The sequence below is a fragment of the Fibrobacter sp. UWH6 genome (assembly GCF_900142465.1).
Taxonomy (GTDB): domain Bacteria; phylum Fibrobacterota; class Fibrobacteria; order Fibrobacterales; family Fibrobacteraceae; genus Fibrobacter.
On the sequence record NZ_FRAX01000011.1, the window covers coordinates 31,421 to 55,958 of the forward strand.

At 49.1% G+C, this 24,538-nt stretch carries 22 protein-coding genes; 3 read left to right on the forward strand and 19 right to left on the reverse strand.

Annotation, left to right across the window (positions count from 1 at the left end):
* Window positions 1–80: 80 nt before the first annotated feature.
* The 3 genes from smc to BUB73_RS10185 form a co-directional block, all read right to left on the reverse strand.
* Complete coding sequence (gene smc / locus BUB73_RS10175) at window positions 81–3,635, reverse strand: chromosome segregation protein SMC (RefSeq protein ID WP_073235106.1); 3,555 nt, start codon at window positions 3,633–3,635, stop codon at window positions 81–83.
* An 83-nt stretch (window positions 3,636–3,718) separates the two neighbouring features.
* Window positions 3,719–4,126, reverse strand: coding sequence for a hypothetical protein (locus BUB73_RS10180; protein ID WP_073161341.1), 408 nt, complete (start codon window positions 4,124–4,126; stop codon window positions 3,719–3,721).
* Entirely contained in the window at window positions 4,126–5,310 is a 1,185-nt protein-coding gene (locus tag BUB73_RS10185) for a hypothetical protein (RefSeq protein WP_073235104.1), read from the reverse strand. The genes BUB73_RS10180 and BUB73_RS10185 overlap by 1 nt, the downstream gene beginning before the upstream one ends.
* Window positions 5,311–5,355: 45 nt before the next feature.
* Here BUB73_RS10185 and BUB73_RS10190 point away from each other — a divergent pair, with 45 nt between their 5' ends.
* Entirely contained in the window at window positions 5,356–6,240 is an 885-nt protein-coding gene (locus BUB73_RS10190) for a radical SAM protein (RefSeq protein WP_073161343.1), read from the forward strand.
* A 102-nt stretch (window positions 6,241–6,342) separates the two neighbouring features.
* Here the strand turns inward: BUB73_RS10190 and BUB73_RS10195 are convergent, their stop codons facing one another.
* The 4 genes from BUB73_RS10195 to BUB73_RS10210 form a co-directional block, all read right to left on the reverse strand.
* Window positions 6,343–6,933, reverse strand: a complete 591-nt coding sequence (locus BUB73_RS10195) for an inorganic diphosphatase (RefSeq protein ID WP_073235100.1) — start codon at window positions 6,931–6,933, stop codon at window positions 6,343–6,345.
* 151 nt (window positions 6,934–7,084) lie between these two features.
* Window positions 7,085–9,433, reverse strand: coding sequence for a PEP/pyruvate-binding domain-containing protein (locus tag BUB73_RS10200; RefSeq protein ID WP_175552206.1), 2,349 nt, complete (start codon window positions 9,431–9,433; stop codon window positions 7,085–7,087).
* Window positions 9,426–10,067: a hypothetical protein gene (locus BUB73_RS10205; RefSeq protein WP_073285490.1), complete on the reverse strand. Its 642-nt coding sequence runs from the start codon at window positions 10,065–10,067 to the stop codon at window positions 9,426–9,428. Before BUB73_RS10205 ends, BUB73_RS10200 begins: the two co-directional genes overlap by 8 nt.
* A gap of 63 nt (window positions 10,068–10,130) precedes the next feature.
* Window positions 10,131–11,453 (reverse strand): BamA/TamA family outer membrane protein, encoded by a 1,323-nt coding sequence (locus tag BUB73_RS10210; RefSeq protein WP_249269279.1) that lies wholly within the window; start codon window positions 11,451–11,453, stop codon window positions 10,131–10,133.
* Between the two features lie 88 nt (window positions 11,454–11,541).
* On the opposite strand from BUB73_RS10210, the gene BUB73_RS10215 reads away from it, so the two are divergent.
* Window positions 11,542–12,009 carry a hypothetical protein gene (locus BUB73_RS10215; RefSeq protein ID WP_073161348.1) on the forward strand — a complete coding sequence of 156 codons (468 nt, stop codon included), beginning with the start codon at window positions 11,542–11,544 and terminating at the stop codon, window positions 12,007–12,009.
* Between the two features lie 99 nt (window positions 12,010–12,108).
* A complete protein-coding gene (locus tag BUB73_RS10220; protein ID WP_073235090.1) occupies window positions 12,109–14,646 on the forward strand; it encodes an ATP-dependent helicase C-terminal domain-containing protein in 2,538 nt (845 codons plus the stop codon).
* Window positions 14,647–14,661: 15 nt separating this feature from the next.
* On the opposite strand, the gene BUB73_RS10225 is transcribed toward BUB73_RS10220, so the two are convergent.
* From BUB73_RS10225 to gatC, 12 genes are all read right to left on the reverse strand, one after another.
* Complete coding sequence (locus BUB73_RS10225) at window positions 14,662–16,050, reverse strand: choice-of-anchor I domain-containing protein (RefSeq protein WP_073285493.1); 1,389 nt, start codon at window positions 16,048–16,050, stop codon at window positions 14,662–14,664.
* 20 nt (window positions 16,051–16,070) lie between these two features.
* Complete coding sequence (locus BUB73_RS10230; RefSeq protein WP_073161351.1) at window positions 16,071–16,538, reverse strand: hypothetical protein; 468 nt, start codon at window positions 16,536–16,538, stop codon at window positions 16,071–16,073.
* 40 nt (window positions 16,539–16,578) lie between these two features.
* Window positions 16,579–17,634 (reverse strand): hypothetical protein, encoded by a 1,056-nt coding sequence (locus tag BUB73_RS10235; RefSeq protein WP_073285500.1) that lies wholly within the window; start codon window positions 17,632–17,634, stop codon window positions 16,579–16,581.
* A gap of 112 nt (window positions 17,635–17,746) precedes the next feature.
* Entirely contained in the window at window positions 17,747–18,712 is a 966-nt protein-coding gene (locus BUB73_RS10240) for an adenosine kinase (RefSeq protein ID WP_073285503.1), read from the reverse strand.
* Window positions 18,713–18,769: 57 nt separating this feature from the next.
* Entirely contained in the window at window positions 18,770–19,666 is an 897-nt protein-coding gene (locus tag BUB73_RS10245) for a rhomboid family protein (protein WP_073161354.1), read from the reverse strand.
* Window positions 19,667–19,724: 58 nt separating this feature from the next.
* Window positions 19,725–20,249, reverse strand: coding sequence for a pantetheine-phosphate adenylyltransferase (coaD, locus tag BUB73_RS10250; RefSeq protein WP_073161355.1), 525 nt, complete (start codon window positions 20,247–20,249; stop codon window positions 19,725–19,727).
* A gap of 11 nt (window positions 20,250–20,260) precedes the next feature.
* Window positions 20,261–20,815, reverse strand: coding sequence for a 16S rRNA (guanine(966)-N(2))-methyltransferase RsmD (gene rsmD / locus BUB73_RS10255; protein WP_073161356.1), 555 nt, complete (start codon window positions 20,813–20,815; stop codon window positions 20,261–20,263).
* Between the two features lie 13 nt (window positions 20,816–20,828).
* Window positions 20,829–21,842: a hypothetical protein gene (locus tag BUB73_RS10260; protein WP_073161357.1), complete on the reverse strand. Its 1,014-nt coding sequence runs from the start codon at window positions 21,840–21,842 to the stop codon at window positions 20,829–20,831.
* Window positions 21,839–22,753 carry a hypothetical protein gene (locus BUB73_RS10265; RefSeq protein WP_073285505.1) on the reverse strand — a complete coding sequence of 305 codons (915 nt, stop codon included), beginning with the start codon at window positions 22,751–22,753 and terminating at the stop codon, window positions 21,839–21,841. The genes BUB73_RS10260 and BUB73_RS10265 overlap by 4 nt, the downstream gene beginning before the upstream one ends.
* 38 nt (window positions 22,754–22,791) lie before the next feature.
* Complete coding sequence (locus BUB73_RS10270; protein WP_073285507.1) at window positions 22,792–23,241, reverse strand: ComEA family DNA-binding protein; 450 nt, start codon at window positions 23,239–23,241, stop codon at window positions 22,792–22,794.
* A 37-nt stretch (window positions 23,242–23,278) separates the two neighbouring features.
* Entirely contained in the window at window positions 23,279–23,995 is a 717-nt protein-coding gene (locus tag BUB73_RS10275; protein WP_073285509.1) for a 3-deoxy-manno-octulosonate cytidylyltransferase, read from the reverse strand.
* Between the two features lie 19 nt (window positions 23,996–24,014).
* Complete coding sequence (gene gatC / locus BUB73_RS10280; protein ID WP_073161361.1) at window positions 24,015–24,302, reverse strand: Asp-tRNA(Asn)/Glu-tRNA(Gln) amidotransferase subunit GatC; 288 nt, start codon at window positions 24,300–24,302, stop codon at window positions 24,015–24,017.
* Window positions 24,303–24,538 lie beyond the last annotated feature (236 nt).

Sequence of the window (24,538 nt, forward strand, 5' to 3'; positions counted from 1 at the left end):
AGACAGCTCGTATTAACGAGCCGCCGTTGCGAGAGCGAGCGCCTACAGGATGTCCTTCTCCAGCCTTAGCGCGAGCGGTCTTAAATCGCGAACTTAGTTGCATCGGCAAGCTGAACGCTAGCAATACGGGAAATACCCTTGATTTCCTGGGTCACGCCGTACAGCATATCGGCTTCAGCCATGGTACGCTTGTTATGGGTCACCACGATGAACAAGGTCTGCTTGCTGAATTCACGGAGGAGGGCCATGAAACGACCCACGTTAGCGTCGTCCAGAGGACCATCCACTTCGTCCAGCACGCAGTACGGAGACGGCTTTTCCATGTAGATGGCGAAGAGCAGTGCCGTTGCGGTCAAAGCATGTTCACCACCAGACAGGGCCTTGATGCCACGCATCTTCTTACCGGTAGGACGGACGTTAATTTCGATATCGGCGTCCAGGATATCCATGGGCTTGCCCATTTCGTCTACCTTTTCGATAAGACTCATCTTGGTTTCGCCATTCAGGAACAGCTTACTGAACACGAACTGGAAGTTCTTCTGAATGCGTGCGAAAGTATCCAGATAGCGCTTGCGGGCGATGTCGTCCAGCTTGGTGATAGTACGATCCAGAGAGGCACGGGCGCGGTCCAAATCGTCGAACTGCTTTTCCACTTCTTCAAGACGTTTCTTTTCGTCTTCGTAGTCTTCCATCACGTTCACGTTGATGGGGCCCAGTTCCTTGATCTTGCCACGGAGTTCGCGAATTTCGCGGTCAGCTTCGGGCTGGCTGTATTCCACACGTTCAAAGTCTTCAGGATTAGAAAGGTCGAAATTGTATTCGTTGGTCACGCGTTCCACGAGGCGGTCCAGGTTGGCCTGCAAGGCTTCCTGACGGCGGCCCACGTCGTTCAATTCCTTCATCTTCTCGATCATGTCGTCACGGAGGCGGTTTACCTCGGAGCGCCATTCTTCAAGGTCGCCAGAAACCAGGTCGAACTTTTCCTTGGCCAAGTCGCGCTGACCTTCGAGATCGCGGAGGGCAGAATCCTTGGACTGGATCTGGATTTCAAGTTCGCGGCCATCTTCGTTATTCTTTTCGATGGCGATGGTATTCTTTTCCATTTCTTCGGAACGGTTCCTGATGGAATTTTCCAGGTAACCGATCTGATCGGCAATACTCTTCAGGCGGTTTTCATTCTGAGCCAGGCGGGCGTTCTTGTCGTTGGCGGAACGTTCCAGTTCGCGGACATCTTCTTCCTTCTCGCGATACATGGTATCCTGTTCCGTCAGTTCGTCGTTGACTCTGGAGTATTCGGCTTCCACACGTTCCATCGTAGCGGAAGCTTCCTGAAGTTCGGCATCGCTGTTCTTGGATTCTTCGGCAGCCTGAATCTTGCTTTCCGCATTGCGGATGTCATTTTCAAGCTGGGCAATGCGACGGTCGCAGTTCTGAACCGTATTGTTCTGGATAGAAAGGCCTGCGGTACCGCCACGCTTCATATCCTGCTTTTCGCGAATTTCATCGGCCAGGGAAGCAAGCATCTGGCTATCTTCATCCACAAGTTCCTGGATGCGGGCCACTTCATCTTCCATCTGGGAAGCTTCGGACTGGGCATTTTCCAGCAGTTCCAGAGCTTCGGCAATTTCATTCTTGCGAGACAAGGCTCCAGAAGTCGCCGCACCGCTGGAAACCAGGCCGCTAGTACGGACAATGGCATCGGGTGCCACAAAGCAAAGATCCTCGTCACGCATGGAACGGGCGAAGTTCAAGGCCGTCTGCAGGGAATCCACCACAAAGTAGCGGGAAAGGATTCCAGAAAGCCAGGGACCGATTTCGGGATCAGCCTTTACAAAGTCATTCAGGCAGCCCACAACTCCTTCACCGGAAACGGTTCCCGTGTATGCAGGAGCGCTATCGCTTGCCAGGGCCAGCAGGGCCTTGCCCACATTGTAGCCCTTCATGGAATTGACCACGTCCACCACGGCGGAATCGTTGGCCACCACCACGGCATCCATCAAGTCGCCCAGGGCGGCTTCCACCTGGGAAGCATATTCGGGAGCGGCCTCGATACGTTCGCTCAAAAGGCCACCAACCACGTCGGCCTTGTTCTCCATGAGCCAACGGCTGGCATCAGTTCCTTCGTTGGCCACGCTCTGAAGTACGTCAATTCTAGACTGGAGGCGAGCCTCTTCGTTGCGCAGATTCTGTAACTTCTTCTGGGCATCCTGAAGGTCAGCCTTGCCGGCTTCCAGACGTTCTTCACGGGTAGATTTCTGTTCGGTCAGACGTTCAATATCTTCATCTGCCCTATCCATATTTTCCTGGATATCGCGGATAATGTCCTGGGCAGAATTCTTCTGGTTATTCAGGTTTTCCAGTTCCCCCTGCCAGCGGGTCAAGTTTCCCTGGAGCAGGGCGGCTTCGGCATCCATACGTTCAAAGCGGCTCTTGAGAGAGTTGGCCTTGTTGGTTGCCTGCAGACGCTGGTTAGAAAGTTCCCTAGACTGCTGGCGCAAGTCATCCAGCTTATCACGCATGACCTGCAAGGTTTCCCGTTCACGTTCCAGCAGGGCATTCAGTTCGTCCATTTCGTTGTCGGAACCCAGAGCCGCATTTTCTTCTTCAAGGCGACCACGTTCCACGGTCAATTCCTCGACCTTGGACTGGTTGCGGCTAATTTCTTCCTGGGCGCGATCGTTGGCGGATTCCAGGCTAGACACCACATCACGGATACGACCGATGTTGTTATTCAAGTCGTTCAGTTCGATGGTGGCCTTCTGAACATCGCGTTCCAAATCACGGTATGCGGTTTCATCTTCGGCGATCAACAATTTCTTTTCGTCAATCTTGGCCTGGAGCACCGTTGCGTTGGTCTTGGCGCTTTCCACCTCGTGGTTCATTCGCTTGGTGGTGGTATCCAGAGTAGAAAGACCTTCCTTCATATCTTCGTACTTGTCGACGCTGACAGAAAGATCCAATTCGCGGAGGCGCTTGCTCAAACGCTTAAATTCGTTAACCTTTTCAGCCTGGGTTTCGTACTGACGGACAGAACGGCGGACACTGCGCAGATTGTCTTCCACACGATCCATATCCATCTGCACACGTTCCAGCTGGCGGCGGGTTTCCTTACGCTGCTGCTTATACTTGCTAACGCCGGCAGCTTCTTCGAAAAGCACGCGGCGGTCGTCGGCCTTGTCAGACAGCACAGCCTTGATCATGTCGGCGTTCATCTGGGAATACGTACTGGAACCCAGACCCGAGTCAAAAAGCAAGGCATGCACATCGCGAAGACGACATTCCTGGTTGTTAATCAGGTATTCACCGGAACCATCACGATGGACGCGACGGGTCACGATCACTTCGGAATATTCAGAATTCAAAGTTCCGTCGCTGTTATCAATCACGATGGAAACTTCGGCAAGGCTCATGGCGGCACGTTCTTCGGTACCGCTGAAAATCACGTCCTGCATCTTGCCCATACGAAGTGCGGCGGCCTTCTGTTCGCCAAGCACCCAGCGGATAGCGTCGGTAATATTGGATTTACCGCAACCGTTAGGGCCCACCACGGCGGTAAGACCCTTCGTGGGGAAGTTCACTTCGGTCCTTTGGGCAAAGGACTTAAAACCAAAAATCTTTAGCTTTGTAATCTGCACGGCGGCAAATTTAGAAAATAAGCAGAAAACGTTTCGCACCAACAGGTTACGAAACGTTCATAAGTCAAGCTTTACGGGAATTTCTAACGGAATCGATAGGTTAGCGAGTCTCCATCCGCTTCAACAACCATATAGAGGCTCCCCCCATCCAAGTCAAAGGAGCGATCATCGGCATAAACCTTGCCCGAACCGTCCTTGGATTTGGTGTACTTGAAACGGAGGGTAAATTCCCCCACCAGATCCTCTTCGACCACCCGGCTCCTTTCGCCAGGAAGGATAACTTCGTCGATCCACTTCTTGGACGTTCCATCATTGGCCAGGATATCAACTCGCACAATGGAATAATCCTCGGTACCATTTTCAATCTGGAGTCGGCTAGAAGATTCTAGGAACCAATGGGAAATGCACCCGGTCAAGACCAATGGGAGAATGAGAATCGCAATAAGTACAGCAAACCTTGAAACAAGGAAAGACTTTATCTGCAATCGCATTATTTACCTCCCTTTTCGTAGCGGATACCCTTAGCCTCGATAGTCTTGGATGATCCAGGATTCAACGAGAAACCGCTTTCTTCAGAAGACTTGGACTTATTCTTCTCCTTCAGGATTTCCGTTTCCAGGGGAGCCGTTCTTGCGGCACCGCGACCAAACAGGAAACCATCAAGAGCGGCCAAGCCAAACTTGACTTCGGCAATGAAGGTTCCCTTGGCACCAAAGAAATTGTCATAGTCATAAGAAGAATTGTAAGCCAGACGTACAAATAATAAGTCTACGGCACCACCCCACAGCAGGTCCTTAAATCCGCTGCGCACACCGCGACGCACGCAAGTGGCTTCAAAGCCGATCATGCGGGAAGGATCCGGATAATAGGCCAACGAAGCGGAATGGAATTCGCCATCAGGGAAATCAAAGGAGACCTTTCCATACAGACGTTGGGCAAAAAGGTTCTGCTCCCATGTGACGCGGATGGAATCTTCCCCATGACCATTATAAAATCCGATGTCAAAATTGGGCAAGTAAGTCAAAGGTCCAGAAAGGCGGCCCCCATAAACGGAACGGCTTTCCAGGTCGAGATTCACATGGGCGTTCCGCCAGGAAGTACGGTAGAAACTTCCACTTGCGCTAAAATTGCCCCAGCGGAAATAACCCCAGCTGTATGCCAAAGAATCGCTTTCGTCGGCATAAATATTTCCTACATGTTCAACATTGGAATGCTGCATACCGGCAGCAATTGTAGCGTTAGACTTTACATCGGTATAAACCATACCCCAAGTCGTTGTAGAACGGACCAGGGAATAATCGGTATAATGGGGGAAGAGAACGAAATCTTCGCCATCCCAACCGGAACGGTCGAACCAAAGGACTAAACCGAAATACCTTTCGGGGCTCACATCGCCCGAGAAGAAACCAGCCATATGTTGCCTGAAAGCAAATCCATCATGTTCGCCATATTTGCTTTCTAGAGGCATCTGCTCGGCAGAAGGCAAATAGTAAAAACCGGCATCGATATAACCACCACGCCCCCCACGCAAAATCTGGGAGATTTCGGTCAACTGACGGTCACGAGTTACGGCACCACCGGCAGAAAGTGCTTCTGGAGTCACACTATCTGCAAAGGAAAAAGTGGTTGCAGCAAGCAACACAGCCAGACCTTTAAAAAGATTTCCGATTCGCATAACCCAAATCTAGAAAATGCCGGGGAAAAATTTATATTTGCGCCCATGAACGAGCAAGAAAAAGCACAGGAACAGAACAAGGCCCTGATCGCCGCATGGAGCGATCATTCCCGCATGTGGAAAGACAACACCTGGGTCTACCCCGTCATTAGCCGTCGCGCAGGCGGTTTATCGGTAGGTATAAACCTAAATCCCGACCACAAATGTTCCTTCGCCTGTGCCTACTGCCAGAGCGGCCCGCAAGAAGGTCACGAAAGTGTCGCCATCGATATCGACGGCGTGGAGCGGGAGCTTCGTCAATTCCTGGAATTCTACAAGTCCGGCGAATTCAGCAAGTGCGATTTCTTTGGACACGTTCCCGAAGACAAAAAGATTCTAAAGGACATCTGCCTTTCTGGCGATGGAGAATCCACCATCGTCAAGGAATTCCCCGAAGTGTGCAAGCGCATGCGCAAACTCCAGAAGGAAAACGAAGGGCAGTTCAAGCTCCGCCTGATTACAAACGCCAGCCGCCTCGGGAACGAGAAAGTCGAAGATGCCCTGGCCTACCTGCTGGAAAGTGACGGTGAAATCTGGGCCAAGCTGGACGCCGGTACCGAAGAATGGTACAAGCGCATGAACCGCTCCGCAGTCAAGTTCGAAACCATCCTGAACAACCTGGAAAAGGTCATCAAGCTGTACCCCATCTGCATCCAGACCATGTTATGCAGCCTTCAGGGAGACGTTCCCACCGACGCAGAAATCGAACAGTACATCGGACACCTCCAGCGAATTTACGCAGCGGCACCCAAGAACTTCGTAGAAGTTCAGCTGTACACCGTTATCCGTCAGACGGCCACTCCCGACGTCCTCCCTCTCCCCAAGGAATTCCTGGAAGCGGTCGCCAAAAAGATTAACGAAAAATTGCCGGTACAGGTTCGAATTTTCTAAAGTAAAATTAAACCATATAACGAAAGAAGCCCGCGTCGAAGCGGGCTTTTCTTAATTTCGCCAAATTTCAAAATCAGCAAAATTGCCGTCGCGGCACTCGCCTTAGATCAACTCTTCAGGCGGGAGGTTTGTGTCGGCTTCCGGTTCCTGGTAGCAGGTTTCGGGAATCTGAACCTGGTTCTGGAAATAGGCACGATGGGCGGCGATTACCTTTTCGCGGGCAAAGGCGGCATCCTTCCATTCACCAATCTGAACATCCTTGCCTTCCAGTTCCTTGTAGTTCTGGAAGAAGTTCTTGGTAATGCGGAGGAACATCTGGTCCACATCCCTGATGTCGTGAATGGGGCGCGGGTTAAATACGGGAACGCCAAGAACCTTGTAGTCCTTCTTGCCGCCGTCGGTCATGTCCAGAGCGCCAACCACGCGGCAACTGCAGACGGTACCGGTCATCATGGAGGCGGGGCTGTAAATCAGCATATCCAGAGCATCGCCATCATCGGCCTTGGTGCTGGGGATAAAGCCATAAGTACAGGGGTAGCTCATGGAGCTCAGAAGGCAACGATCCAAGCGGAAAACATGAAGACGTTCATCATATTCGTACTTCAAATTGGTGTCCTTACCAATTTCCACAACACAATCCACTTCGTACGGATATTTCTTGCCGATGGGCAAATCCAAATAGTTAATAGCCATTTTTCTCCTACGAGAACTCACCTTGAGTTCTTCATCTTTTGATAATCCATCAAATTTTGTAATAAGAATTTAGTATTATAATCCTATACGTCAAGCGGTAAGGGGTCTAACATTGAGATAATGTTGTTCTCGCTCACCGTTTTCTCAACATCTAGAGGATATAGGGGCGTGCCTGCTTGAACATCAGTTCGCGTTCGTCGCCCATCACCTTAAATTCAATATCCAAAATCAGCTCATCGGCGCTCTTCTTGTAGAGTTTGGCGAAATGAGTCTGGATTTTCTCGACGAAGCCATAGAGTTCCGTCACCTCGGAATCAGTCAAGACGGGTTCATCCGGAGACAACGTGGAGCTCTGCAGAAGAACCTTCTGAACGCCCTTGGCCGCAGGAACGATAGAGAAAATTTCGGGTCTGGAATTGTTTTCGGGATTCGTAATGGAAACTTCACCCTTCTGCACATTCACATAAATGCCGGCAACAGAGAAGTCTGCGATGTTCTGGGTAACAATGACACCATTGGCAGCTTCATCGATGAAGGCTCCATGTACGGCAACAGCCATCTGCACAGAGAAATGGTCGATGTTCCACAGGGTTCGTTCCTCGTAGGCCTTAAAGCTCCAAACCGAGGCCCAGACCTTACGAATTTCATCGGAGGGCAAATCCTTAGGCTCGCGGGTCGCCTTTACTGACTTATAAAGTCCTGCGCCATTAAATTCATCAAGGTCTTCGGAGTTCGTGCTGGAACGCAAGCGCACCGGAGTCTCCCCAAAAATCTTGTAGACCTTTTCATCCAGTTCCGTACCGAATTTTTCGTCTACGGGAATATGGCGGATCATGTAACGGATATTATCAAGAACAGCTTCCCTTGTACGGGTATCTGATTCAAACTTTTCGTCAGCAGTTACAGCGGCGATGTACTTTTTCAGCGGCAAGGAATCGTCCTTGACAGCAGACTCGCACAGGGTCTCGATGTAATCGCAAATTTCAGAAGAGCGACCTTCCTTCTTGCAATCCTTTTGAGAGCGAAGGCAAAGAGATTCCGTCACCTGGGCATAGCTCATGAAATTATCGTAATGATAGAACGGTACCGCAAAACCATCAGGAGAATTTTCGGGAATAAACTTTTGAAGTTCAGCCAGGTTTGCTGCCTTGACGCCTACGAATCCCGCAGAATTAAAACCAAGATCCTTGAAATCGGGGAATCCCTTTTCGCTCAAGTCATAAGAGAGGATCATCTTTTCTTTCTTGAGACTTTCCCAATATTCCTTAGCTTCTTTCAAGGTCGTCTTTTCTACGGTATAGGACGCGGTGCTGACCGTCAGCTTCACCAGGCTATCGCAAAGAGCCAGAAGGGAGTCCGGCAGTTCATGCCCGTTAAAGGCTATGTTGGGAGTCTTACGAGCCTTGGCCGCAAGGTTCACATGAGAAAGCGGAGTCTGGGCATCCTTGCTGATAGCGCCAGCCACCAGCGGAATTTCGGCAGGCAGGGTTTCAAGAATTAAAATATCATGGGAAGAAACAATAGCCGTATCCAGTTCATCGGCGGTAAACTTTCTGAGAGTACCGTAAGCGACACCCGTATTCATAATCTGAAGACTGACGTCTCCAAAGATTTGGGCATGAGTGTACACGGGAACGTCTAACCGTTTAAATTCATCAGCGTAATCTTCGGCCGCAGATTCGGCCACGCTACCCGACGGCATATAATACAGGCGATTCTTTTTTGTTCCCACATTCAGGAACTGCAGACGGGATTCAATAATGCGATGAGTTTTCGCCACCAGTTCTGCACTAATCTTGTCTGTCGGGAAGAACGTCAGGGCGATCATGGAATCTTGAGCCGCATAATAGACTAACGTTCCAGCCACAGTCTTCTTTTTCGTGCTGTAATAAACATCGCTTTCAAATTCCGACAAGCTTCGGGAATCCTTCAGCACCTTCTTTGCAAATTCATAATGCAGAGAATGCTTGCCGGTATTCTGCAAATGCAGCACAGGCTTCTTGGAATCAAAATCCGTAATGATGAATTTGACCAGGTAGCTTCGGCCAATTTCAGTCGACGACTTATAAGCCTTCTTCAAGAAAGCATCGTAACCTTCATCAGCAGTAAATCCAGAAGCTTCATCTGCAGTATTCTTGAATTCGTCTAGGCGACTCAAGGAAACATCGATATTACGATCCCTGTCCGCGCCCAGCTTTCCGGCAAAGAATTCGTTTCCCCAGGCCTTCACCACCACATCGGCAGAATCGCCTACGTCAAAGGAAATAGAGACACCCGAAGAAGTACACTTCAGATTGTCACTATCCGATCCCGGACATAAAATTTGCTGTTCATCGACTCCGACAAAAAAACTCTCAAGTTTCGCACCAGAAGCGTTAATATGCAGACCAGAAAATTCCTCGTTCACCGAAGAAGAACTGTCATCGGAACAAGCCGAAAAAAAGGCCACTGCGCTTAGTGTGGCCATAAAACAATTACGATATTTTTTCAGATTAATCATCAAAATCACCAGGGCACTTTTCAAAAGTATCATCAAAGCTACTTACGCGGCCCTTTTCATCAACATTTCTACAGACAACAGGCAAGGAGCGTTCTGAAGTGCAACCATCCTTGATTTCAGTTTCACCGTCAGCCTTGAAAACCTGCAGACAGTCCATTTCCTGGCAAGAACGCCATCCAAAGCCAAAGGAAGAGTGGTAAAACTTGAACACCTTGTCCTTGTAGGTAAAGGAGATGTTATCGTTATGATGGTTTCCACCCCAGCTATACTCGGCCTTAGAAACAGGCACCATTTTACCATTCACATAAAGCTCAGCTTTTTCAGTTTCAGAGGAAACCGGAACAACAGACATGAACATTTTCGCTTCGTCTACAGAAGACTGAATGTAGAAGTAACCATCTTCACCTTCGTAGTTAAAAGTGCAAATCCAATCCTGCTGCATGAATTTTTCAGAAGCAGGCTTGCCATCTTCGTCGGTATAGGAAACCTTCACGGAATCCGGCTTACGGACTTCGAAGATGGACATGGGATCATCGTTCTTTACGGGATCTGCAGAAGAGTTGGAAGAGGAATCATCACCGCAGGCAGCAAATAAAGCAAGTGCGCCAATGGACAGGATAAATTTTAAGTTCATATTTTCTACTCCTAATTTTTTGAAATAAAATAAAAAAAAATTTATAAATCGTAAATCAAGAAATTATCGACTGCGCCAGCGGGCAGAAGTCGTCTTGTCGAAAAGTCCGAAATAGAACTTAGGTTCCTTACGGTCAGGGCTATAGCCTACTTCAAAACGCACACGGTCCAAGGCGGGAATCACCAAGTGCAGGCCACCGTAAACGGCACCTTCATAGTTCTTCCAGCTTGGCGAACCTTTGTCCCAAAGCAGACTTCCATCAAGGCCAGCCACCAGCTGCAAACCATAGAAGAAATTGATTCCCCAGAGAGAAGCCGCCTTACGTTCGCGCAACACAAAACGTTCTTCCAGAGTCAGAAGAGCCTCGTGGACGCCTAAACTATTGCTGTCGGCTTCATGTCCGCGGAAGGTATTGGTTCCGCCATGATAGAAATAATCGTAACGTTCTACATCGCCTGGACGAATACGAACAAGAGCCGTAGCCCCAGTAATAAAGCGCCATGCCGTATAATAGGCGCGTGCATCCGTCAGCAGTTCCCAGTAGTTCTCGCCGCCCATGTCGTCACAGCTTTCCACAGTACAATCAGCATCATGATCGTCTCCATAGCCTACGTGAGTCATCATGTACTCAAAATACACACCCTTGCGGCTGTCCAGTTTACTATCGCGGAAATCAAAGGCAAAGCCAAGGCCCGCTTCGGGAAGCCACGCCGCCTTCTCCAAATAACGAACCGCCACCGTTCCCAGCAGCGAAAGTCGGGAAAGCACCTGATATTCTACATCCAGATCGGCCAGGTAGCTATCGTCCTGAAAGGAACGCAAGTCATCCCAGCTATCGGTCCGCAAGAATTCGAAATTCCAGCCCACCGGGAGTCCAAACAAGTACGGCGAACTTGCATAGAAGGCATATTCGTTGCTTTCAAAAATCGGGTCAATTGCAGTACGGTACTGGACCTCGGCACGAATGTCCTCACCAAGCACATTGAGATTTGCCAAGGCAAGGCCGATCATGAGCCCGTCGCGGTCAGTCGTCTTCCCCGCCGGAGCGGGAATCCAGCGGAAAATTTCCTTGAAGGAATAATGAAGGACCATCCCGCCGCCATTATCGGCACTTTCACAGTTTGCGGAAATCTCCGTGAATAAATCCAGATCCTGAAGTTTTAATTTTTCAGACTCAAATTTCTCTGTAGAAAAGGGTTCGCCTTCACGATTCTGCAATTCACGCAGCACCACGCGTTCATTTGTATGTTCTAGACCACCCAGTTCTATTTTCTTGATAATCGACCCATCAACACAGACAGCACCAACAGACGGGACCATCAAAAAAAGCGCCAACAAAAGCAGCAAGGCTTCCAAAAAGTGTAATGGGGCAAAAACTATCTTCACAAATCCTCAAATTTATAGTACAAAGATAAAAAAACACATTTCATTTTTTCTATCTTTGGCTTCGTCAAGGAGAAAACCCGAGGTTTTTATGTTAGACTTTCTTGCCAACAATTGGCCCTATCTTATCGCACTAGTCATTATCGTCTTTGCAGTCTTCGCAATTCGCGGACTCCGCAAGGCCCTCAAGGAAGGTGGTGGAGCATTCAGTCTCGAAACCATCAAGAAGGCAACCGAGCCCAACTTCGCCGCCCTCAAGCAGAAGTCTCATGCCCTGCTGGCAGATGCCGACATGATCTGCGAAGTCAAGGAAGGCGCCACCTACGTCATCCCCAAGAAGGAAGACCTGAAGCTGTTCCGCAACGCCGTCAAGCAAAAGTACAAGTTGGCCATGTTCCTGGTGCCGGGCACCACACAGGTTGCCTATTTCTTCTGCAAGACTGAACAGGGCCTCCGCCGCCGTATCGACAACCTGGTCATTAACCAGAAGTTCCAGGCCGGCAAGAAGCCTTACAACGATGTCGCCACCGGCGAAAAGCTCCGCTTCCCCAAGACCTAGTAGATTAAAGGTTAAAGGATAAAGATTAAGCGCGATCAAGGTCGCGCTTTTTTCATAAGCATTTAAAGCAGACTTCAAAATTCAACCGCACGAAACAAGATGTTCCGAACATACAAAGACCTTGCCATTGCCGAAGAAGAATCCAAACTGATCGAAGCGATTGACCAAACCAGAAATCTACTGGTTGAAGCGCCCACCGGTTCCGGCAAGTCCCTATATATTCCCTGGTTCCTTTCGAAGCATTGTACAGGTCGTGTGGTAGTACTGCAGCCCCGACGCATCGCTGCTCTTTCCCTGGCCCAGTATTCCGCAAAATTACACGGCGAACCTTGTGGCAAGACCGTAGGCTATCAATTCAGACAGGACACCTGCAAAAGCGCAGAAACCCGCATTCTGTTCCAGACCTACGGAAACTTTCTGCAGGAACTTCTCCACGGGAAAATGGACGCCGAATGGGTTATTTTCGATGAATACCACGAGCGCAAGTCGGACATGGATTTGCTGTTCAGCTACCTGCTTAGACTACAGACGAAAGACGAAAGACGAGAAAAGAACAGTGATAAAGTTCCGCGAATTGCGGTCATGTCAGCAAAGCTGAATCGCGAAGAAATGGAAAATGCCCTAGGCGTAAAATGTCTGGAATTGGGACACCCTCTTTATCCGGTCCAGATTTTACATCAAACCCCATTAGCAGGTTCCTCCCTCGAAAGTGAAGTGGTCAAGGCCCTCAAGTCCCTGTACCGCAGCAACGTCTGGAAAACCACACTGGTATTCCTCCCCGGTAAAGCCGAAATTTCTAAATGCCACACTGCAGCCGAAGAATCCATGGGCAATGCTGCAGAATTTCTAGATCTGTATGGCGGTCAGGAACGTGATGTTCAAGACAGAATCTTCGAAGAAACGGAACGCCCCCGCGTCATCTTTACCACCAATATTGCCGAAACCTCCATCACCGTTCCCAACGTTAGCGGCGTGGTAGATAGCGGCGTGGAACGAATTTCCGAATACGACGACAGCCAGAAAGTAAACGTACTACGCACAGCCTCCATCTCGATGCAGAATGCCATCCAGCGTTCCGGACGTTCAGGCCGTACACAGAACGGAGCCTGCATCCGACTGTGGAGCGAAGAATCAGAAAACAGAATGCCCCGCGGAATCATTCCCGAAGTTACCCAAATTGAACCTTCCGAATTCTTGTTACAGAAGTCCGCACTGGAACGTTTCTTAGACGAGAGAGAAGGAACTAGAGGCGAGAATGGATTGGTTCTGCCGACGGCTATTCCCGAAAAACGAGAAATCGTCGCGAAGGAACTTCTGCAAGAATTGGACATGGTCGACGAAAATGGAATTACGGAATTGGGTCTGCAGGCCGTTCAGTCCCCCCTTTCCGATGTTCAGCTGGCTTACGTTTTAATCAAGTCCAAGCCTGCAGGAATCAGTAATTTAACTTTGTCTGCAATGGCATGGATTCACGGCGGCACAGAAACGTTGCAAAAGAACAAGCAGCCCACCAACCTACTGATGTTGGCAGGCGATTCTTCTGGACACGGCAACAACACTCCCCGCGAAGTTTCACTAACGCTGCGACAGTTGCAAGACTATTGCAAAAAGGAGAACTTCAAGAAAAGCGCAGACAACGAAACCGAAACCATCCAGATGCTAATGAAGGCCTACTCCGATAGGCTTGCCTCCCCCACGTCCAGTAACGGATCCTATAAGCTTCCCAACCAGAATGTCATCCGCCTGCAACATCCGGAACCGCCCTTTGCATTGCTGGCCATGACCATGCTCCGCACCAGCTCTGGCGCCGCTGCAGGCACCAAGACGGAACTCCGTCTAAACCTTTACGTTCCCGTTCCTAGAAGTCTTCTAGAAAACGAGGACGAAGAAGCCCGCTACGAACTCATTTGGCGTAGTGGCCAGGAACGTTTTATCGGAAAGGAAATCCGCGGCACAGTCGAACGGGAAATTCTCCCTCAGGAAGCCTCCCCCGCCGTTCTTGATCAGCTAAAGGAACTGACCGTCAGCGCCTGGAAAGAAAAGCTGGAAAAGGAAAACTGGACCGGGCGTTACCTTACAGAAAATCTGCAGACTCTTCTAATCAAGATGCGACTGGCCGCACAACTGTATCCAGAATTCAGCCTTCCTGAATTCAATGAAGAAGATATGGAACTGATCTTTGATGAATTCGCCAACGGCATCTTCCTACTACGCGACCTGAACGAAGACCGCTACCGCGCCATTCTTGAAGACTACTTCGGACGATCCATGTTGCAATGGCTTCACAAGACCTTCCCCGACCATTACATTCTCCCCAACGGCAAGAAAGCTCGCTACAGTTATCAGGAAGTTGAAGCGCCGGAACCGGGAACCCCCGGCAGCAATCTCGTTACCCAAAGTGCTGAAGGCGTTCTCGTAGAAGTTTCCGCCCGCATCGAAGACTTGATGCAGTTGCGAGGCGAACATAAAATTGCCGACGGAAAGTTGAAGGTCCGCTACGATATTCTTGCCCCAAACTTCAGAACCATTCAGAAAACTTGGGACTTAACAGGATTCTGGCAGAACACCTACGCCGAAGTCCGCAAGGAACTTCGCGGCAGATACCCCAAGCATCCCTGGCCGGAATCCGTTCTCTAGGCCACGGAACCCGAACTACTTGATAGTATAAATCACCAGCGACTTGCTGTATTCGTAATTGACAATCAGAATGGGAGTTCCCACAAGGGGGCTGTTCTTCTCATCAATAAACAGCATACCTTCAGGACCGCGATCTTCAGGATCCATGGTATATTCAACAAGCTTCGGAGCAACATGCTCCGTGCCAATGCTGGTCAAGTCAAAAACAGCAACACCACTCATCCGTTCCAATCCAACGAAGGCTAGACGGCGGCCATTTACAGTACCGATTACAATATTTTCCGGTTCGCAGCCCTTATCATCGCTGCGGGCATCAGCCTTACGTTTTCCCTTCTTGGAATTCCAGTTAAAATATTTGGGATACTTTCTGGCAAATTCCCTTTCCAGGGCATCTCCGGAATCCCAAATCAACTTACCCGAAAAACCATCAAACACGCTAATGGAACGGGAGCCAAATTTCACCTTGCACATTTCTTCATTGCCGCAAATTTTTGATTCGTCAAAATTCTTGACATCGGCACCTTCATTTGCTGTCACGACAAAAGTTGAACTTTCCGTTTCGAAGGACTTAATTCCATCAGGTTGACGGAGTCCCCTAATGAACGCATTTTCAATACGGATCTTGCCATCCTTGATGGCATCCAGTCCAAACCCGGCCTTGGAATGATCCACATAGCCTAAATCAAACACGCCATCCAATTTCTTGCCGATCACGTCGATGCGGGCAATGGCGTTGTTTTCCTGCAAGCTGACCCAAGCCCATTTAGAATCCTTAGAAACTGTAATGTATTCCGGTTCCACATCCACATCGTCAAAAGGAACCACGGTCACCACAGGAGAAATATCCATAAAGGTGGCATCATCAAGACTTACAATGGCAACACCGCCAGGAGGATTGATTTTACCATCTTCGCTAGGTTCGCCTTCGCAAGCCACTAGCAACGCCTTTCCATCAGGGGTAAACGTAATCATATCCGGATGACTACATACCTTGTACGTCCCGATTTTCTTGACGCCCACCACCACAGACGAATCCTCAGGTTGCTCCCCCACGTACTGCATCAGCTCAACAAAACCATCTTCCCAAGCCGGGTCCGCAAGCAAACTAGAGGCAATCAAGTTTCCATGAATAGAAACACTTGTCGCTTCCCCATCAAGCGAGAATGTTTTTTTAACCACAGGCTTCGTCGGATCAGCCAAGTCCACGACATCCATATTGTTGGAATCGCCCACAGAGAACAGCAACCTGTTTTGAGGCATGTAGGCAGAAATCTCGGCAGATTTCAGCTCAATTCGGGAAAGAGGTCTAAGAACAGACGTCTCCTGGGAATCGCCACCCTTCTTGGCGCAGCTAATCCCCGCAGCAAGCAACAGCGGTATCAAGATAAAATTTAGACGAACCATTCCAGACACCCTTTAAATTTCTAGTCGAAAATCAACCAGAACAGCAACATACCGAGACCGAGACCGCCCATAAAAGAAGTAGAAGTCATCATGGCGGCCTGCTGACGGTCCATATTTTCCTTTTCCTTCTTCTTTTCATTAACGCCGATAGAAACGCTCAAGGCCTGGGCGCAAACTTCGTTGTTCTGCTTGGCAGTATTGTAGCTCTTTTCCCAGTTGGCGCTCTTGGCCTGTTCCACTTCCAGAGCCTTCTTCAAGGAATCCCTTTCTACAGAATAGGAACTATCGCGAACAGCCATCACGGAATCACGGACAGCGATTTCACGCTTCAGTTCATCTTCGGCAGAAACTTCTGCAGGAGCAGCCTGTTCAACAACAGCAGGCTCAGCCGGAGTGGCGACAGGTGCAACCACAGCGGAATCCTGGGCAAAAAGAAAAGTCGCCGAAAGAACGACGACTGCAAAAATAGAGGCAATCAAATTCTTCATGTTTTACAATATAGCAAACTGAAGAATTTGAGTTTTGGAACTATCGCGGAAGAACCATCTGCTTTTTCCAAATACCATTGGCACCCTTTACATAGTAAACACCAGGCACCATGGCGTCACCAGGAGCAACCAAGGAACCATCTAGACGGCGCACCTGCAAACGGCTTCCCGAGAATTTTGGAACAGACTTCAAGTTTGCAATAGATGTAAGACCATATTCGTCATCAGAAGAAGCAGGCTCCGCTGACTGGGAAGAAGATGAAACTTCATTTTCAGAGGAAGCAGGCTCTGCTGACTGAGAAGAAGATGAAACTTCATTTTCGGTAGAACTACTCAACCCGATCTTCCGTTCGTCCATGAATATGCCATGAACTACTTGCAATGTCACGTCCTTAATTGAATCCGGAATTGCAACAGCCTTTTTAGCCTGATCAACAACCGTTACAGAATCCATGCCAACACTTTCACCAAAGTAATACTTACCTGCGGTAGTCACCTTGGTCTCACCACCCTTAACAACAGTATCCCTTCTAGTGACATGGTAATAGGCTACAGAAGCATACCACCAGTCAAACTGGAATTCATAGGTTTTAGACGCAAGAATTTCTCCAGAACGATAAGATCCATCTTCAGGAAAGCCGTCCTCCACAAACACCAGAAGATTATTGGTATTGGTAGAATCATAACCATTCATCTTATTGCCATGGATATCCAAAATAACCGTAGCATAGTCACTCGAACCTTGCTCCCACCTTCCAGAGGAACTCGAACTCAACCAAGAGTAATACTTATAGTCGTTGAAATAAGTTTCACTACAGGAAGCGGTTACCGTATACGGGAAATTGTACTTGGTATTTCGAGAAGGCTTTAAAGTCCAAATATCTTCATGACGAGTTTGCGTGACAGAAGTAGCCGTTTTCAAATCCTTGCTACCTTTCCACAAGGTCTCATCCATATAGGCCATCTTCAAAGTCACCTTGGGAAACGAACTATGAAGCAAAGTATCGCACACATTGCGAACATAAATGGATTCTTCAGCCCAGGCAGACACACCCAGCAGCATTCCAACAAACAAAACTTTTTTGGCCAGATTCATTTTAGCCTCCAAAACACAATTTTACTACCACTAAAGATATATCAAAAAAAGACAGTCCGTAAACTGTCTTTTACAAAGAGTGATTAAATCAGCCGAATTTTCGTAAAAAAGACTACAATTCCGTTGACTTAATGCGTTTCCACCCCTCTTCAGGAATCATGGCACCCATGACCTGCACCACTTCGTTAGAAACAACACTACCCAACTTACCGGCACGATCCATATCCCAGCCATTCATATAGCCATAAAGGAAACCGGCAGCCCACAGGTCGCCTGCCCCGGTGGTATCAATGGCCTTGGCAGCACCAGCCTCCACACGAGTCACCACGCCGTCCTTGGCAATCAAGGCGCCACGCTTGCCGATCTTAACCACAGCCACCTTGGCCTTCTTGGCAAGAACTTCAAGAGCGGCCTCTTCCTTGACACCGGCATAGGCGAAGGCTTCGTCTTCGTTGGCAATCACGATATCGATCATCTTCTTTTCGAAGAGTTCATCGAACAAGCCGCGGCAGGCATCCACCACCCCAAAGGAACTGAAATCCAGAGCGGTTTCAACACCAAGGGAACGGGCCAAGGTAAAGCACTTCTTGAAATTTTCGGTATCGAAGGCGCTATAACCTTCCGCAAGAATCAGGGAGACGCCATCAAACAGTTCCGGGCAGAAATCCTCAGACTTCATATCGTTAGACGCACCCAAAAAAGTCCACATAGAACGCTGGGCATCGGGAGTCACCGCGCTAAAGACGCAACCCGTAGCCACGTCAGAAAGACCCATACGATTTTCCACATTGTGAGACTTCAGATGATTCTGGAACAGTCGACCCAGTTCGTCATCACCCACGCGGCTAATAAAGGCGGAATCGCCACCCAGCTTCGAAATACCCACCATGGTATTGCAGGTAGAACCGCCAGGAACGCGAATGGGATTCTTCAACTCGCCCAGGAACTTTTCCATCTGGGGCCAATCCACATGATTCATGCCACCCTTCTGAACACCCTGTGCAGCCATCCATTCTTCGCTGACATTGGCCAAGACATCAACCAGGGCAGCTCCAATACCAAGAATTTTTTTAGTCATATGAGTTCGTTCAACCTTTAAAAAACAAGGCGGGTACAGAGACCCGCATTTTTAAAACTACCGACGGCGGCGAAGCTTTTCGCTTGCATCCAGAAGGAATTTACGTTCAGAGTCCGTCAGCGAATTGATTCCGCTTTCGTTCACCTTCTTCAGGATTTCGTCCATGCGCTTGTTTTCGTCTACATAGAAAACTTCACCTTCCAAGGGTTCGTCCGACTTGCGGGAACTGCGACTGGATTCCGCACGGCCACCGTCATTCATCTTGAACTTAGGGCCGCGGGCCTTGCGGGCGGCGCGTTCAAACTTGTCGGCAAGACCACCAATCTTGCCAAAGCCACGTTCGTAAAAATGCATATAGATAAAGCCACCAACGACACCGCCCAAATGAGCCAGGTGAGCCACGCCATCTCCGGAGGGAGCCATGAACACGTCGATACCCACCATAAACCACATGGCGTACTTGATTCGCATGGGGAAGAACATGAACATGAGAATCACACGGTTGGGGAAGAACTTATAGTAGGCCACGAACAGCCCCATCAAGGCGCCAGAGGCTCCGATAATGGGATTATTGGTCAGGCCCAGTACACACATAACCAGGCTGAACACTGCAGCAAAAATTCCGCAGAACATGTACATGCCCGTAAAATGTTTCGAACCCATCATGTCCACCACGTCGGAACCGAACATCCAGAGCATCAGCATGTTAAACAGGAAATGCCAGAAATCCACATGGACGAACATGTAAGTCACATAGCGCCAGGCTTCGTACGGAACCGTGGGGAAATAGGCGCCAAAATAAGTGATATAGTCGCGAAGATTACCCGGTCCAACACCGGGAATGTTCAATTGCAAGCCTAGCACACCCCCCAGAACAAAGGCTGCGGCAAAAACACCAGCGTTGATCAGGAGCAGAACTCGCAAAACCTTAGGCAAAAAACTAAACGGTCGCATTTCACATTACCTATTCAATAAATTGTCGAAAGAATTTTCACTACGAAAAATAGCAAATTCACACAGCTGACTTTGTGATAAACCGAATTACATTTTCGGGCAGGAACTTCTTTAAAGTCTCGACACCTTCAGCGGTATCAGCGATTCCACATTTTACGATTTCACGGACCACGGTACTGCTAATAGCCAGATGTTCCTGCTTGCTGGAAAGCAGCACGGTTTCGCAATCCGGGTAAAGCACCTTGTTGTTCCAGGAGACGCTCTGCTCGAAATCCAGGTCCATACCGTTACGGATTCCGCGAACCAGGAACTGGGCCCCGACAGACTTCATGAAGTCTACAGTAAGACCTTCGTAGGAAGCCACCTTTACGTTGGGCAAATGGGCAACAGCTTCCCGTACCAGAGATTCACGGCAGTCTCCAGCCAGCATATACTTCTTGGAGGTATTTACCGCCAGCAGTATCCACAATTCATCAAAAAGTTTGCAGGCCCTTTCTGCGATATCCAAATGACCTAAAGTAAAGGGATCAAAGGATCCCGCAAAGACCGCCACTCTAGATGTAGCAACATTCTTCTCGGACATTTCTACCCCAATTAAAGAGCCTTGCGGAAAATGACCAGGGAGGATTCGCCATACTTTCGGACAGAGGCCTCACCCGCTTCTTCGGATTCCTTGACCCAGGCCGGTAAATTCTTGGTGGGAGCCTCGAACACCGCCACGCCACCAGGATTCAGCCAATCAACGAAAGGGCGCAAATCCGGGTAATCCATATTCTTGAAAGGAGGATCGGCGTAAATCAGGTCAAAGCCTTCTTCCTTGCAAAAGGTTTCCTTGGACAAAGTCAGGGCATTGCTTTCCAGCAAAGTCAACTTCGATTCAAGATTCAAGGCCTTGTAAGCCTGTTGCACCAGGCGGGCTTGCACATGAGCCATTTCTACAGCAATCACGCTGGCGGCGCCACGACTCAAGGCTTCGATTCCCATGATACCGGTTCCCGCAAACAGATCCAGCATACGGAAATTTTCTACGCCCTGAAGAATATTAAAGAGGGCCTCCCTCGTGCGGGAGGCTGTAGGTCTAGTTTTTGATGTGTCCGGAGAGGGAACATTGCGTCCCCTCAGATTTCCACCTGTGATGCGAATGGGCATGAGTTCAACCCAATTACGGAATCACGAACATTTCGAAACGAATGGCAGTCAGCAAGTCCTTTCTTGCAAACTTCATTTCTACAGACGGAACGCCCATGCGGATGGGAGATGCGCTAAAGGCAGCGACAAATGCCTGCAGATCGCTAAAGTCAGCAGAAGTAGTTACCTGATAGGTAAAACGCTTGTAGACACCGAAATCTTCAACAACAGGCTTTTCGAATCCATTGAACGTTACCTTGTTGGTAGAGCCCAAGGTCTTTATAGCCTTGACTTCGTTGGCAACTTCAGCAGCGGAAACAAACTTGTTGACAGAATTCAGGTTAACATTCTCTACGTTGTACTGACCGAAGGCGGTAATGTCGGTTGCAGGAGCGTTTTCCGGCAGAGGCGGAGTCCTAAAGTTGGAGCTAACCGTCTTGATGCGATCCAGGAAGCTGCGCTGAGAAGCAGGCTTAGCAGCCACACCACGAACGTAGAAGTAGTTGGGAGCCTGGTAGATACAGTCAGAGAAGCCCACGTCTTCGGGAGTTGCCGAATTCATGAAAGCAACGAACTGACCCAGAGAAGACTTCTGGAAGGAAACCTTTTCGAGAGGCAGGTAGGAATTGTAATCCGTGCGTTTGTTGTTAAACAGAGCCTGAGGATTGATTTCACCCACGACCTGCTTGGCGGTCATATTGTCGCGGTAACGCAGGGCGGCAGCCTGTGCAGCAGCCTGTGCTTCCAACGAACCACCTGCGGAAGTCCGCTGTCCGTTGCCCATGACAAGTGCGGTGCGGCTTGCATCTTCGGCACCAATCAGAGACAAGTAAGCCTCGGGGAAAATACCCTGCAGAGGAGCGGGAACGCCACAAATGCTGAGGAAGGCACTGAAAGCAACAATGGCAAACAGAGCGGCAACGGCAACCGTAAGAGCCTTCTTGCGGCTCTTCTTCTTCAGTTCGTCGATACTGGTAACGTGAACCGGAGAAACGGACTCGACCACAGTCAGTCGTTCAGCGGCATCAATCAAGTTCAAATGAATCATACACCCTCCAATGCGTAAAGGGCTGCACCAATGGCACCGGCGCAACTCAATACGGCAGCGGAATCTTCAGCTTCCACCGGAAGTCTAATGTTGGAGAAAGAATCCATGGATGTGAGCAGACAATCCGGAAGAGCCCTTCTGAGGCATACCATGAATTCGGGGTCCAGAGCCATTTCACCGCAAAGATTGACATTCTTGGTGACAATGGCAGAATTTTCTTCCTGGGCAACCTTAATCTGTTCGACAATGCCCTCGACAAGGATCTTGTAAGCTTCTTCCTTAGTCTTGTTTACCAGGGGAAGAGTAGAGACACAACGCAGGGCCTGCAGATTATCCTTGGTGAGCCAAATCAGCGTCACACCGGCGTAGTCAGCCTTAATAACGCATTCCAGTTCAGTCATGTTTTCTGCAAAGGCCATCAGGTTCATTACAGAAAGAACATCCACGTCCAGGGACTTCGGTGCGAGGGACTTGTTACGGAAGCCCTTGCGCATGTTGTCCACCCACTGGTGGCGGACCGCAATCAGCATGACGGTAAAGCCCAGCGATTCGCTTCCGCTCAAGACCTGGTAATCGATGATATAGGCACCAGGATCAGCATTCGTAATCAGGGAAACGTACCACTTCAGGTATTCGTCCAGAGTCTTGGCAGCCTCAGCCGGAACAAACACCTGACGGACAATAGACCTGAATGCAGGAACGGTAACCGAAACTGCATCTACGGATTCAATCTTCGCAAATTCCATCCAACCTTCGAGGACGGATTCAAAAGCAAAAACGTCATCCAGAGGGCTGGTTTCAGTCTCGAGAATAGCTGTCTTCAGAACGCGGCGTTCATCCACATCAAAAACGGCAACTTTCAGGGAGGCGTCAGCCACCTCGATACCCATGTATAATTTCTTATCACTCATACTATCAATGACTTACAAAAAGTTTTCCATTTAAAAAATTAATCAAAAATTACCCCTTGCAGTATGGTCTCCAACTTTTTCTTGCCAATTCCAGGCACTTTTTTCAGGTCTTTTTCACTTTTAAAGGGGCCTGAGGACTCTCTTTGGGCAATAATCTTTTCGGCAAGCTTCGGACCAACCCCCTTCAAGGCACAAAGCATATCTAAATCCGCCGAATTGATCGGTATGGGAAATTGAACTTTTGGCGGCTTCTTTTTGGACATTTTTTGAGAATTGTCTTTTATTTTGTCTGCAACAAAAACCGTTTTTTCAACCGGGTCTCCGCGTAATTCCCTATGAGTTGAATCTTCAACATTCGCGATGACAACAGGATCTCCGACCTGGAACGTATCGATCGAAGGAAGTCCCCAAGGCAAGAATCGGTAAACGATTCCCATGACAAAAAGGACAAAAGACAGAAAAACCATCTTTTTTTCTGGTCCGTTCATAAGAACTCTCGTAAGGCGAGGGTCTGAATCTAAAAAATCAAGGGACTAGACGAGCCTCTACGGCAGCCACGTCCGATGGTACATCTACAGAAATGGAGATATAAGGACTTTTAACCATGCGTATGGTCCTGCAATTAATAATACGCATCTGTTCCAAAGAGCGTTCCAATTCAACGCTGGATTGAGGAAGAGCTGCGAATTCATCGCGGGAAGCCCGAGAATAAGCATATACACCCTGATGTTGGAACCACTCCGCAGATAACTGATCTGCTGTGGCGAGACATCGCTCGTCTACATCACGGGTAAAATCAAGAGCCACACCATCTTTCACCAGGACTTTCACCACGGTGTTCAAGTGATGTTCGGCAAGATCAAGGGGGCAGGCAACCGTCACCCAGCAATCAGGATGACATTCCAGTTCCCTAGCCACCTGAGCCAGCAAAGCAGGCTCCACAAGCGGTTCATCCCCTTGCAAGTTTACCACAAGGTCAAGTCCCAGCTTGCAAGCGGCCTCAGCCACACGATCAGACCCCGTCTGGGCAGGACCGGTCATGACACATTCAAAACCAGCCCTAGTCACTACATCGGCAATGACTTCAGAATCAGTAGCACAGACCACCGTCCCAAAACAGCCCGCATCACGGGCCCGTTCCAAGGTGCGTACAATCATTTCCTTGCCAGCTATCTTGACCAGGGGTTTCCCGGGATAACGAGACGACCCCATGCGGGCAGGAACTATGCAATGCACGGTCATAGACTAAAAATCGAAGAGATTAACCGCCAATGACCTTGGGAATAGCAAAGTGGTCGTTTTCTACGGCCGGAGCGTTTGCAAAAGCCTGTTCCAGGGTGAAACCCTGCATGGGAACATCTTCGCGAAGAATGGTAGCACCATTTTCGACACCAGTCATAGGTTCGACATCGGCAAGGTTCAATGCCTTCAAAGCTTCCATCTGGTTCAGCATCTTGTCAAGATGACCCTTCAGAGCCGGAATTTCCTCTTCAGAAACACTCAGGCGAGAAAGCTTAGCCAATTTCAATACTTCTTCACGTTCAAGCATAAAAGCCTCTTTTTTATCAAATACAGGAACAATGTAGAAAAAAGTAGATAGTAGGTAGTAGGAAGTAGACGGTTGGAAGGCGGTAGTAGACGGTAAAAAGAGTGAGAAGGGCGGAGCCTGCGGCTCCTTTCAGCAGTGAGCTGTGAGCCGTGAGCTAGATAATCGCGCCAAAGGCGCCTTACTTTAACTCATAATTCGTATCTAAGTCCCTGGACCCCTCGACTTCGCTCGGGATG